This window comes from Rhizobium sp. BIGb0125, assembly GCF_024810055.1.
Taxonomy (GTDB): domain Bacteria; phylum Pseudomonadota; class Alphaproteobacteria; order Rhizobiales; family Rhizobiaceae; genus Agrobacterium.
Map to the genome: position 1 here is coordinate 235,930 of NZ_JANUDV010000005.1, position 13,089 is coordinate 249,018.

Annotated in this window: 9 protein-coding genes; 6 read left to right on the top strand and 3 right to left on the bottom strand. The window is 56.1% G+C overall.

The genetic code is table 11. From position 1 onward, the window contains the following. Positions 1-87 precede the first annotated feature (87 nt). Positions 88-723: a trimeric intracellular cation channel family protein gene (locus tag M2418_RS15520; protein WP_259147707.1), complete on the top strand. Its 636-nt coding sequence runs from the start codon at positions 88-90 to the stop codon at positions 721-723. Positions 724-752: 29 nt separating this feature from the next. Here the strand turns inward: M2418_RS15520 and irrA are convergent, their stop codons facing one another. Next, a complete protein-coding gene (irrA, locus tag M2418_RS15525) occupies positions 753-1,172 on the bottom strand; it encodes an iron response transcriptional regulator IrrA (protein WP_192486855.1) in 420 nt (139 codons plus the stop codon). A 305-nt stretch (positions 1,173-1,477) separates the two neighbouring features. On the opposite strand from irrA, the gene fabA reads away from it, so the two are divergent. From fabA to M2418_RS15550, 5 genes are all read left to right on the top strand, one after another. Further along, a complete protein-coding gene (gene fabA, locus M2418_RS15530) occupies positions 1,478-1,993 on the top strand; it encodes a 3-hydroxyacyl-[acyl-carrier-protein] dehydratase FabA (RefSeq protein WP_259147709.1) in 516 nt (171 codons plus the stop codon). A gap of 78 nt (positions 1,994-2,071) precedes the next feature. Beyond that, positions 2,072-3,295 (top strand): beta-ketoacyl-ACP synthase I, encoded by a 1,224-nt coding sequence (gene fabB, locus M2418_RS15535; RefSeq protein ID WP_250983460.1) that lies wholly within the window; start codon positions 2,072-2,074, stop codon positions 3,293-3,295. Positions 3,296-3,300: 5 nt separating this feature from the next. Beyond that, a complete protein-coding gene (gene fabI / locus M2418_RS15540; protein WP_259147710.1) occupies positions 3,301-4,107 on the top strand; it encodes an enoyl-ACP reductase FabI in 807 nt (268 codons plus the stop codon). 223 nt (positions 4,108-4,330) lie between these two features. Further along, positions 4,331-4,924 carry a TadE/TadG family type IV pilus assembly protein gene (locus M2418_RS15545; RefSeq protein ID WP_192486851.1) on the top strand — a complete coding sequence of 198 codons (594 nt, stop codon included), beginning with the start codon at positions 4,331-4,333 and terminating at the stop codon, positions 4,922-4,924. A gap of 7 nt (positions 4,925-4,931) precedes the next feature. After that, positions 4,932-5,501 carry a TadE/TadG family type IV pilus assembly protein gene (locus tag M2418_RS15550; protein WP_259147711.1) on the top strand — a complete coding sequence of 190 codons (570 nt, stop codon included), beginning with the start codon at positions 4,932-4,934 and terminating at the stop codon, positions 5,499-5,501. 76 nt (positions 5,502-5,577) lie between these two features. On the opposite strand, the gene M2418_RS15555 is transcribed toward M2418_RS15550, so the two are convergent. Together M2418_RS15555 and M2418_RS15560 are read right to left on the bottom strand one after the other, a co-directional pair. Then, the gene (locus M2418_RS15555; RefSeq protein ID WP_259147712.1) at positions 5,578-7,353 is read right to left on the bottom strand and encodes a sulfite reductase subunit alpha; all 1,776 of its coding nucleotides are present in this window, start codon (positions 7,351-7,353) and stop codon (positions 5,578-5,580) included. Between the two features lie 28 nt (positions 7,354-7,381). Further along, entirely contained in the window at positions 7,382-12,892 is a 5,511-nt protein-coding gene (locus M2418_RS15560) for a glutamate synthase-related protein (protein WP_259147713.1), read from the bottom strand. Between the last annotated feature and the right edge of the window lie 197 nt (positions 12,893-13,089).

Sequence of the window (13,089 nt, forward strand, 5' to 3'; positions counted from 1 at the left end):
TGGATGTCTGCGAAGCTTGGCCCAAGAAATTAAGCCATTGTGCTTGCGTGACACTGACGCCGTTTTGCTGAATTCGAGGTAAATTGCATGACCCTGCTCGGTTTTCTTGATTATGCAGGCGTTGCCGTGTTTGCCGCGACGGGCGCTCTTGCCGCATCCCGCAAACAGCTCGACTTTATCGGCTTCATGTTTCTGGCTGCCGTAACAGGTATTGGCGGCGGCACGTTGCGGGATCTAGTCCTTGGTCGCGCTCCGGTCTTCTGGGTCCTCAACCCGACATACATTCTCGTTTGTGTCTCGGTGGCTGTCCTGGTGTTTTTTACCGCACACTTGTTCGAGTCACGGTACCGTCTGCTGATCTGGCTAGATGCCATCGGTCTGTCGGCCTATTGCGTGATGGGCGCCGCCAAGGGCCTTGCCGCCACCGGCTCACCGACCGTTGCCATTGTTACCGGCACACTGACCGCAACATTCGGCGGCATCTTGCGTGATCTTCTTGCGGGAGAACCATCTGTGTTGCTGCGCCCTGAGGTCTATATAACCTGCGCACTGGCAGGCGCCTGCGTTTTCACAGCAGCCAATGCCATGAGCTTTCCGCTTTATGCTGCATCGGCCGCTGGCGTGACGACTGCATTTGCGATCAGAAGCGGCGCATTGATTTTCGGCTGGACTTTCCCGCGTTATCGCACACGTCCAGGCCGACCGCCGGAAGACGTTCTATAATAAAGACAAGAAAGTCGAAAATTCGCGGTTCAATCGCGGGTGCGGCGAAGCCTGATGACAACATCCACATGGGCGATTTCCATGCCCGGAGGAGGCTCCGGCAGATTATCGATCTGAATGTTGCTGACCGGGATGTCGAGCACTTCATTGTCGTCTTCGACAAAGAAGTGGTGGTGGTCAGACACGTTGGTATCGAAATAGGTGCGCGCACCTTCCATGGCCAACACACGGATAAGCCCGGCTTCGGTAAACTGGTGAAGCGTATTATAGACGGTAGCCAGAGAAACCGGTACGCCAGCCAACACGGCTTCTTCATGCAGTTCTTCGACTGTCAGGTGGCGGTCACCCTTGGCAAACAACAGGTCACCCAGCGCAACACGCTGCCGTGTTGGGCGCAAGCCATAACGGCGAAGCCGGGAACCGATATCGATATTTGCGTCTAGTGACATACAGGCCGTTCCTAAAAACCATCCAATTTCAGGTTAATCTCTTAAAGCATATAACTTTTACAAGAATACGTTTCAATAGCTTCTATAGCCTGCAGAAGCTGCAACACCTGTGAATTGGCCGTGTTTTTGATTTTTTCTCTGGTTCATAAGGACTGCTTCCTGTATGCGGACCGGAAAGAACATTAGGATTTGTTATTTGCATGCATCATGATGACGCGCCGCCGACCCCTTGCAACGCTTCATTTTGAACCTCACATGCTCTAGACAGATTTGAGTTGAATAGTATTGGGGAAACGGAAAAGAGCATGACGACGAGGCAATCAAGCTACAATTACGAGGAAATCCTGGCATGCGGCCGCGGAGAGCTTTTCGGCCCCGGCAACGCGCAGCTCCCTCTGCCTCCCATGCTTATGGTTCACCGCATTACTGAAATATCCGAAACCGGCGGCGCCTTCGACAAGGGCTACATTCGTGCAGCTTACGACGTGAGCCCTGACGACTGGTATTTCCCTTGCCATTTCCAGGGCAACCCAATCATGCCTGGCTGCCTTGGCCTCGACGGCATGTGGCAGCTGACTGGTTTCTTCCTTGGCTGGCTAGGTGAAGAAGGCCGCGGCATGGCGCTTTCCACCGGCGAGGTGAAGTTCAAGGGCATGGTTCGCCCACACACCAAGCTTCTCGAATACGGCATCGACTTCAAGCGCGTCATGCGTGGTCGCCTTGTACTGGGCACCGCAGATGGCTGGCTGAAAGCCGATGGCGAAACCATTTACCAGGCATCCGACCTTCGGGTTGGTCTTTCGAAAGAAAAGACTGCCTGAACCTGGCAGTTAGAGTCTGACAGGCGCCCGGCGGTATTTTGACCGCCAAGCGACAATCTAAAGAAAAGGTCCACGTTCATGAGACGCGTAGTTGTCACCGGCCTCGGCATTGTTTCTTCCATCGGCAGCGATGCCGCAGAGGTAACAGCATCCCTCAGAGGCGCAAAGTCCGGCATTTCCTTCTCGCCAGACTTCGCCGAACACGGTTTCAAATGCCAGGTATGGGGCAAGCCTTCGCTTGACCCGACCGACCTGGTTGATCGTCGCGCCATGCGCTTCCTGAGCCAGGGCGGTGCATGGAACCATGTTGCCATGAAGCAGGCGATTGCGGATTCCGGTCTTGAGGACAAAGACATCAGCGAAAACGAGCGCACCGGCATCATCATGGGTTCCGGCGGTCCATCCACGCGCACCATCGTTGAAGCATCCGACATCACGCTGAAGAATAACAGCCCGAAGCGCATCGGCCCGTTCGCCGTGCCGAAGGCGATGTCTTCAACAGCGTCCGCGACACTTGCCACCTGGTTCAAGATCCACGGCGTCAACTACTCGATCTCTTCGGCCTGCTCGACATCCGCACACTGCATCGGCAATGCTGCTGAAATGATCCAGTGGGGCAAGCAGGACATCATGTTTGCTGGCGGTCATGAAGACCTCGACTGGTCGATGTCCAACCTGTTCGACGCCATGGGCGCAATGTCTTCCAAGTACAACGACACACCTGAAACGGCTTCGCGCGCTTATGACGCAAACCGCGACGGTTTCGTCATCGCCGGCGGCGCGGGCGTTCTGGTTTTGGAAGAGCTGGAACATGCCAAGGCACGCGGCGCAAAAATCTACGCGGAAGTCGTCGGTTACGGCGCAACCTCTGACGGCTACGACATGGTTGCTCCGTCGGGCGAAGGCGCGATCCGCTGCATGCGTCAGGCTCTGTCGACCGTAAAGGGTGACGTAGACTACATCAACACACACGGCACCTCGACACCTGTTGGCGACAGCAAGGAAATCGGCGCGATCCGTGAAGTGTTCGGTTCCAACATCCCGCACATCCAGTCTACCAAGTCGCTCACGGGTCACTCACTCGGCGCTGCTGGCGTACAGGAATCCATCTATGGCCTGTTGATGATGCAGGAGCGTTTCATCGGCGAGAGTGCCCATATTTCCGAGCTAGACCCGGAATTTAATGGCGTGCCGATCGTTCGCAGCCGTATCGACAATGCAAAGATCGATACCGTTCTGTCCAATTCCTTCGGTTTCGGCGGCACCAACGCCACGCTCGTATTCCAGCGCTACAACGGATAACAGCCATGAATGGCATCATGCAGGGAAAACGTGGCCTCATCATGGGTGTGGCCAACAACCATTCTATTGCCTGGGGTATCTCCAAGGCGCTCTCTGCACAGGGTGCCGAGCTTGCCTTTACCTACCAGGGCGAAGCACTGGGCAAGCGCGTAAGACCGCTTGCGGCAGAGCTGAATTCTGATTTCGTGGTGCCATGCGATGTTGAAGACATTGCTTCTGTCGACGCGCTTTTTTCGACTTTGAAAGAACGTTGGGGCAAGATCGATTTCGTCGTTCACGCTATCGGCTTTTCCGACAAGAACGAGCTGAAGGGCCTTTACGCCGATACGACGCGTGAAAACTTCAGCCGTACCATGGTCATTTCCTGCTTCTCGTTTACGGAAATTGCCAAGCGCGCTGCTGAACTGATGACCGATGGCGGTTCCATGCTGACGCTGACCTATAATGGTTCGCAGCGTGTAATCCCGAACTACAACGTCATGGGCGTTGCTAAGGCCGCTCTTGAAGCGTCTGTACGTTATCTGGCTGCGGATTATGGTCCGCGCGATATTCGCGTCAACGCGATCTCTGCCGGCCCGGTACGCACACTTGCTGGCGCAGGCATTTCCGATGCACGCGCCATCTTTGCCTGGAACCAGAAGAACGCCCCGCTTCGTCGCACGGCCGACATCGAGGATATTGGTGGATCTGCACTTTACCTGTTGTCCAACCTGTCACGTGGCGTGACCGGTGAATGTCATTACGTCGACTGCGGCTTCAACATCACCTCGACGCCAACGCTTGAGGTAATGTCGAAAGCCGATCACGACTGATCCAGTTTCAGACGACACGATCACAGCCTGCCGTTTTATCAACGGCAGGCTTTTTGTTTTGAAACCGGTCATTTCAGCAAAAAAAATGACCGTTAAAGCTACATTTGCGTCGCATTCTTCCGACCAGCGCAAGATATTTTAAACATTGAGCTTCTAACGTGACCGCGTATTGCCGTTGATGAGCATCGGCAGGCGCCATGCATCATGAAGATAGTCACGCCTCATGCGTTCAGTATTCAGATTTTTCGGACAGATCAGAAAACTGCGGAAATCGAGCGATGGCGCCGCCGCGATAGAATTCGCAATTCTTGCCATTCCCTACTTCATGATCATCTTTGCGATCGTTGAAACCTTCATTGCCTTTACCGGCGAACAGCTGGTTTCCAATGCCGTTGAAAACATGTCGCGCAAATTGCGCACGGGGCAGATCACCTACAAGATCGATTCCACGACGGACAAGGAAGCCGAACAGTTTCGCCAGCTGTTCTGCAATGAAATTGCCATCATGATCACTTGCTCCACGACGGAGGCAAAGACACCACAAAAGCTGTTTATCGACGCACGTACCTTTACCAATTTTGCCGATATGCCAAGCTCAGTGCCCGTCAAGAACGGTGATCTCGACACGTCGGCATTCAAATATGAACCCGGCGGTCCCGGCACGATCAACATGCTGCGCGCCTATTACAAGTGGCAGGTCATTACTGACCTTATCCGGCCTTATATCAGCAATATTCGCCCGACGGATGCCTCCGTACCGTCCTATTTTCTGATTGTCGCAACATCGGCCTACCAGAATGAACCACGATTCAATTGAGCGGACGATGAAGCAACAACGTAGCTTTTCCGGAATATTCAGAAGACTGGCGAAAGATCGCGAGGGCATGGGTGCCGTCGAGTTTGCGATTATCGTGCCCATTTTGCTGATGGTCTACATCACATCTTTCGAGTTGACGATTGGCTTGAGCGTGGCAAAACGTGCGACGCGTGCGTCCGGCTCAATCGCCGATATCGTGACGCAGCAGACCAGCGTCAACAAGGCCTATCTGAAAACCATGATCAATGCTGCCGACGGCATTTTTGAGCCTTACGGCATCACCGGGCTCAAGCTGAAAATTACTGGCATTTCCATTGATGCGTCATCAAAACCGACAGTCGCCTGGTCTTGGGCACAGGACGACTCGCGGCCTTATGCTGTGGGTGCAGCTGTGACCATTCCAAGCGCCCTTACAGTTGCCAATACGTTTCTTGTCCGGTCGGAACTGACTATTCCGCATGAATTGCTGATGTTCATGCCAAGCGTTATGCCGCCGCAGGTCAAGACGGTGAATATTTCGCGGGAAGACTTCTTCCGTCAGCGTGCTGGTACGACGCTTGCCTGCACAAATTGCTGATCAATCCAGGGATATCCGCAGCAACATTCCGTAAAATCCTCAAGGCCGCCCCCGAGGATTTTTTCTTTCAAGGCAATCAATAAACGTCGCGCAGATATCGCTTCTCGCGCTTCAGCCCATTGACGTAATCACCCGCTGCTTCCGCTGACAGGCCGCCATGGCTGGCAACGATATCATGCAAGGCATCGTCGACATCCTTGGCCATGCGCGTTGCATCACCGCAGACATAAAAATGGCCGCCCTCTTCCAGCCAGGCATAGAGTGCCTTGCCATTTTCCTTCATGCGGGTCTGCACGTAGATTTTTTCTGCCTGATCACGGGAGAAGGCCAGATCAAGGCGTGTCAAAACGCCGTTGCTGCTCATTTCGCCCAGTTCCTGCTCGTAGATGAAGTCATTGGCACGATGCTGGTCACCGAAGAACAGCCAGTTCTTGCCCTTGGCACCACGCTGCTGCCGTTCCTGCAGGAAGGCACGGAATGGTGCAATGCCGGTGCCCGGACCAACCATGATCATGGGTGCGTCATTGTTGGCTGGCACCCGAAAGGCCTTGTTCTGCGACACGAAGATGCCAGCATTTTCTCCCTGCGCAACACGGTCGGCGAGATAGGTTGAGCAAACACCACCATGATCACGACCCTGCGCGTGGTAACGCACGCTGGCAATGGTGAGATGCACGCTACCTTCGGCGGCAAGTGGGCTGGACGAGATGGAATAAGCGCGATGCTGCAGCGGCTTCAGCAGCTTCACAAAATCTGCCGCGTTCAAATCCATCGCCGAGTTAAGCGACAGGAGATCAAGTGTGTCCTTGCTCCATAGGAAGGCGTCCAGCGCCTGCTTGTCACCATTGCGCAAGATATGGTTCAACTCTTCATGATTGGCACGCTTGCCAACATCCTGCACCAGTTCGCGAGACGGGGTCGAAATTTCAAACTGTTTCAGCAGGGCATCGCCAAGTGGCTGATCGAGACCGGCAACGGCATCATCGGCTTTGGCACCAAGACGCTGGAGAATGGCGTCAACCAGCGCCGGATCATTTAATGGTACAACACCCAAGGCGTCACCGGCTTCATATTCCAGACCACTGTCACCGAGATCGAATTCGTAATGGCGGATTTCCTTACCGGAATCGATACCCGACAGGCGACGATTGACCGAAACAACCGAAGAGAACGGGCTCTTGCGGTTCCATGTCGATTTCACCCTTGCCGGTTCCGCAACAGCGAATGGAACTGCATTCGCCGCGGCATCACCACCATCGACAGCGCCAGCGACGGGCAGTGCCTCACCAATCCAAGCGGCAGCGGCATCTTCATAATCGATATCGCAATCAAGGCGGGCATGCAGACGCTTAGCACCCAATTGTTCAAAGCGTGTATCGATCAGTTTTCCGGCCTGGCAAAAGCCGTCATAGCCGGTGTCACCCAGCGCCAGCACCGCAAAATTCACGGCCTCCAACCGTGGCGCGGTATCGGCGGAAAGCGCATCCCAGAACAGTTGGGCATTGTCAGGCATTTCACCTTCGCCATAGGTCGAGGCAACCACGATCACCCGCTTCATAACGGCGAGGTTTTCCATGGAAATATCGTCCAATGCGGCGACAACCGGCTGCATGCCCTGTGTGCGGGCAGCGGCCGCAATATCCATCGCCAGTCCTTCGGCATTACCTGTTTGCGTACCGTAAAGTACATTCAGTACCGCAGCTGCGGCCTTCGGCGACTGACCTGCGACAACGGCTATACCGCTTTCACCACCAATACTGATGCGTGAGTGCAGGCCGGCCAGAAAACCGGACAACCAAGCACGCTGGTCGCCATTGAACGGAGCATCTTCTGGAATGTAGGGTATCTTCATCGTTCTCACTCAGTTCAATCTGTCTCAGTCAGTTCTGTCTGGCTGCGAGGGCAAGGTCCGGCAACGCATTGGCTGCGAACAGTTCCTCGAAGCCCGGCAGGCGTCCGATCTTTTCAATGTTTCTGGCATTCTGCTGAATGATCCAGCCATAGGTGCCCGGGCTGTCCATAGACAGTATGTTGCGCTTGGAAAGCGCCTGCCTGTAGTCGTCCAGTCGCTTGGCGGCGATCATCACAGCAAGCTGCTCGTCATTGTGGCCGGCCAATGCTTCACGTGCATATTTCAGCAGGCGTTGCATCAGCGCAAAATCTTCGGTCAGAATGAGGTTGCGTACCGCCTTTTCAATCGCCGGATCGGATGGGCCACGCGCCAATGGCACACGCTGCATGGCAATGGCCTGCGCCATGCTGAGCACCGTGTAATTGTTCAGAAGAGCATACATCTCCTCGGTATCGGTCTCGCCATAACCAGGTACCGAACCGTTCAACACCGCCCGCTTGTCACGATAGGCCAGCTTGAACTTGCGAACCTGATGGGCAGCAAGCGCCGTTGCCAGTTCCTCCAGCAGTTCCTTGCGGGGCTTTGCCTTCAGGATTTCGTTGCTGTCCTGGTAAAGCAGCAAGGCGCGCGGCATGCCGTACACGAAGTTATGCTGCTCGCTCTCCCAGTTTTCCAGAAGCCATGCGGCCTTGGCAGAGCCGGTTTCGGCAACATGCCAGCTCAGCAGCTGGTGAACGGCCTGATTGTGGATCGCGGCCTGTTCATCATCACCGGTGATCGAGCCCAGAAGAATGGAATCGTGGCTGACCTTCTTTGGCAGATCGCCATAGGGGTCATACTGGTAAACGAAACCGCCACTCATGCCGTTGCCGAACCCCTTGCCGAAGCTGCCGAGGTTCAGGACCGCACCATTGGTCATGTATTCGCAGGCAAAGTCGCCCACACCTTCAACAACCGCTGTCGCACCGGAGTTGCGCACCGCAAAGCGGTCACCCGCCTGCCCTTCAACAAAGGTGCGACCACCCGTTGCTCCGAACAGGGCGAAGTTGCCAACCAGAACATTACCACCAGCCTCGGCCGAACCGCCACCTGGCGAACGCACAACAATGGTGCCGCCGCAGGCACTTTTGCCAACGCCGTCGTTGCAGGTGCCGGTGTGAACCATGACCATGCCGTCGTTGCAGAAGGCACCGAAGGATTGACCGGCAGACCCCGATGTGGCGATACGCACGGCACCGGGCTCCAGAAAACGACGACCACGTTCATCCTGGCGGACGGCAGGCAGTGTCGCCACCTGTTCATCACTCAGTTCATGGTTCAGAATGCGCTCGATATCGACCGCAAGCTGACCGCCAACACTCTTGTTGCAGTTGTTGAGGAAGCGGTTGCCACCAAGCTCGATGGTGTCACGCTTGCCATCAACCAGGGCCGAACGCACCAGTTCGATGAAAGCATCATCGAGGGCGAAGTCCTTTTCCATGTAAACCGGGTTGGCGATCTTCACCTCCTCAACCACAGTCAACATTGCCCGGAGGTCAAGCTGGCCAACGCTGGATGGATGGTCGAGAAGGTGAAGAAGATCGGAACGGCCACGCGCCTGCGCCAGAGACTGCAGACCAAGGGCCGCCAGGATCTCGCGTGTTTCGTGGGCAATGTTCATCAGATACTGCGCCAGAGCGCGCGGGTCACCATTGAACACTTCCTGGTTTGTGGTGAGACCAGCCGGGCATTTGATGTTGCAGTTCTTGGCCATGACGCATTTCAGCATCATCAGCGCCGTGGTGCCGAATTCGAAGCTGTCGCCACCCAGGAGCGCTGACTTGACGACATCACTTGCGGTCTGGTGTGCGCCGGAGCAACGCAACAAAACCTTGGCACGCAGACCATTGGCGCACAGTGCCTGATGCACTTCGGCAATGCCGATTTCCGCCGAACGGCCGGTATATTTCAGGCTGGTAACGGCAGCAGCACCCGTACCGCCGGTGTTGCCGGCAACGTTGATGACATCTGCACCGGCCTTGGCAACGCCAACCGCAATCGTGCCAATGCCTTCCGACGATACGAGCTTGACGATAACCCGGACACGCGCCGCTTTGGCATCATGGATCAGCTGCGCCAAATCTTCGATCGAATAGGTGTCGTGGTGCGGTGGTGGCGAAACCAGTTCAACGCCCGGCGTGCCGCCACGAGCTGCGGCGATTTCCACCGTGACCTTTGGTGAAGGCAGCTGACCACCCTCGCCTGGCTTTGCACCCTGACCGATCTTGATCTCGATCTCTTCCAGCATCGGGTCAGCAAGATAACCTGCCCAGACGCCAAAACGACCGGACGCGAACTGCTTGATACGCGAGGCACGTATGGTGCCGTAACGCGAGATATGCTCACCACCTTCGCCGGAGTTGGACATGCCGCCAACCATGTTGGTGCCATGCGCCACCGCTTCATGAGCGGCGGCAACCAGCGCGCCATGGCTCATGGCGCCGGAAGCGAGAAGTCTGGTGATGTCACTTGCCTTTTGAACATCCTCAAGCGGGATGCTGGCAGGCGCAGTGTGGATCAGCGACAGGTAATCCAGTGCCTGTCCCTTGACCTGAACGGCCAATGCGCCGCCCTCCAGCCAATGACCGACAATATCCTGCCCGAAACGGATGACCAGTGATTGGCCAAGGGCAGCAAGCCGTGTCAGGTCACTACCGGACGGGCCGGTCAGACGCAGGCGGAACTCTTCGTCACCAACGCTCTCAACCGTCAGCCCACGCACCATGAAGCTGTTGTTGCCCTTGCGGGAAAAACGGCCCATTTCCTTGCGGAATTCTGCTGGCGAATTGGCAAAGGTGACGTCAGCTGGCAGGTCCAGCACATCGCGCAACGCAGACGGACGGCGCATACGTTCTTCGCTCATCATGCGGGTAAAGGCACGATAACCCGGCGTGATCTGAAACTTGTCGATTGCCTCCGGTGTCAGACGGTCGAAGCTGTTGTGGTAATAGGCGGAATCGTTGAGGCCGAAGGCATCTTCCAGCCGGTTGAGCGGCAGCAGGCGCAACACGTCTTCGTTTTCGCCAACGCCGTTTTCGGCGTCCTTGTCGAACGTGATCTTTTCCTCGGTCATGTCAACGAAACCACGCACAGCCGTGGTGCCATAGGAATGGCCAGCACCTTCGGCACGTTCCTTGAACAAGCCAAGCAGCGGAATGTCGTTCTCACCCTTGACGGTCAACGCCTTGCGGTGCCAGTCGGCGACGGCCTGCGCGATAACGGCAAAGTTGACACCACCAACCGGCGTCTTGACATTGGGGAAGTACTTCTTCAGCACCGGATCGCCGGTGTCGAGAAAGTTCGGTTCAAAGAACTCACCGCCGATATAGCTTTCAGCCGTGCAGAGCCCGACCTTGCCCATGGTCTTCATCAGAGACTTTTCAGCAGCCTTGGCGAAACGCTTGAAGGCCTTGTCGGCATCCGCACCAAACTTTTCCTCGGCGCGGAACTGCACACCGAGCGGATAAACGCCGGATGCACCAAAGCCGAGAGCCGCTGCAATGTGATGCGACGAGGAGAACTGACCGCTTTCGGCAATCAGCGACACGCGAAGGCGCAGGCCTTCCTCGATCAGCTTCTGGTTCAGGGCAGAGATCACAATGATCATTGGCAGTGCAGCGCGATCAGTCGCAACGTGGCGATCGGTGATGACAGCAATGCCACCCTCTTCTGCGGCGAAGGATGCGACCTTGTTGCAAACACTGTCGATACCCGCCTGCAACGCGGCCTCGTTGGCCTTGGGATCGTTGTAAACCGGGGTGTAGAGCATCTCAAAACGACGAACCGGCGTTTCCGTCTGTTCACGGATTTTCAGCATGTCGAGATGAGTCAGGATCGGCGAGCGCACGACGATCTGGCGGGCAGCCTTTGCGTCGATATTGGGCTTAGCACCCAGCGCAACGCGCAAGGTCATGCCGTCTGCTTCACGGATACTGTCAAGCGGTGGGTTGGTGACCTGCGCAAAACGCTGCGAGAAATACTTCGCAACGCCGCCTTCCTGATCCGACAGCGCATTGATGGCGTTGCCGTAGCCCATGGCGGAAATTTTTTCAGCGCCGGTCGCCAGCATCGGGTCCATCAGGAACTTGAAGCTTTCCTGATTGTGCGAATAAGCGACATAACGCTGATGGCGTTCCAGATCGCCATTGTAACGCTGGGGCGATCCCTGATTTTCTGCAGGAATCTCAGGCAGTTCTTCCAGCGTGACACGGGCTTCACGCAGCAACGTTGGATAATCGCGGCGCGATGCCAGCATTTCCAGCGCTTCGACGGTCGACCATGCACGGCGCTCAGCCTGATCGAAATACAGCATGCCGCCGGCTTCGATACGCCCGCGATGGATGACACTTTCCGGCGGGAAGGCAATCTGGCCTGCTTCCGACATTACGCACAGATACTCGTCTGTTTCGACCGTGCGCAGTGGGCGTAAGCCCAGACGGTCCAGGCGCGCACCGACGATGGTGCCATCGCCAAAGATCAGCGCGGCGGGACCATCGTTCTTCTCTTCGTAAAGTGAGAAATATTCAAACATCGCCCGCACTTGCGGCGACAATGTCTCGTCATTTTCCCAGGCTGGCGGCATCATCGAAACAACAGCCGTTACGAGGTCAAGCCCGTCTTCCATAACGCGGGCCTGCAGCGTCTGGTCGAGACGGCAGCTATCCGACTGCCCCTTGGGACGGATGATGCTGGCATTGCGTGCCAAGGCGACAGCAGCTTCAGACAGGCGGTTCTTCTTGTCGGTGTTCAGTTCGCCATTATGCGCCATCAGGCGGAATGGCTGCGCCATGGATGGATGCGGGTCGGTGTTGGTGGAGAAGCGGGTGTGAAAGTACATCGTGTGTACTTCATGGCGCGGGTCCACCAGGTCGCAGAAGTATGGCATGACTTCCGTCGAATTGAGACGACCTTTGAAAACCTGGGTGCGGGCACTCAGCGACAGTGGGTAAAAACCCGACAGTTCCGGGCGCGTGTAGGCAATGGCTTCGATGGCCAGCAAGGCCTTATGGATACGCCAGTCAAACTCGCCACGATCGCGGCAACCTGCATGGGCCGAAAACACCCATTGGCGAATGGGAAGCTGGTAACGAACCGCAGCTTCACGAATGGCGCTGTTATCAACCGGGACGTCGCGCACCAGAAGCACGGAGAAACCCTGCTCCTCAAGCGCCTTTTCGATGATCTCTATAGCCTTATCATGGAAGGCGGCGTTTTGCGGCAGGAAGAAATTACCGACACCAAACCGACCGGCTTCCAGTTCGACAGAGCCGGTCAGTTGACGAAAAAAAGACAGGGACAGATCCACCGAGATACCGGCACCATCACCAGCGCCTTCTGCCGACATGCCACCGCGATGCGGCACGGCACAAAGCGCCTCGTGGCCACGCTTCAGCACGTCATGGGTCTGTATACCGTCTTTGCGCGTAATAAAGCCAACGCCGCAGCTGCTCTTTTCGGCAGCAATGTCATAAAGGCCATAATCAGGGTCATTCACGCTCATCGGTCTCTCCCGTTCCGGCGCAGTTGCGCAGCGAGGCGTCACCTTTTTCACCCGCAGGCGGAGCCGCAGGTGACCTGACTGCTCCTTTTCAGATTTCTGTTATCGGCGTTTCGCGGCGCGAATAATCGACGTGCGCGTATTGGCTGGCAACGCGGTGCCGGCAATCGCCGCTTTCATCGATTTTATGGTCGAAACGT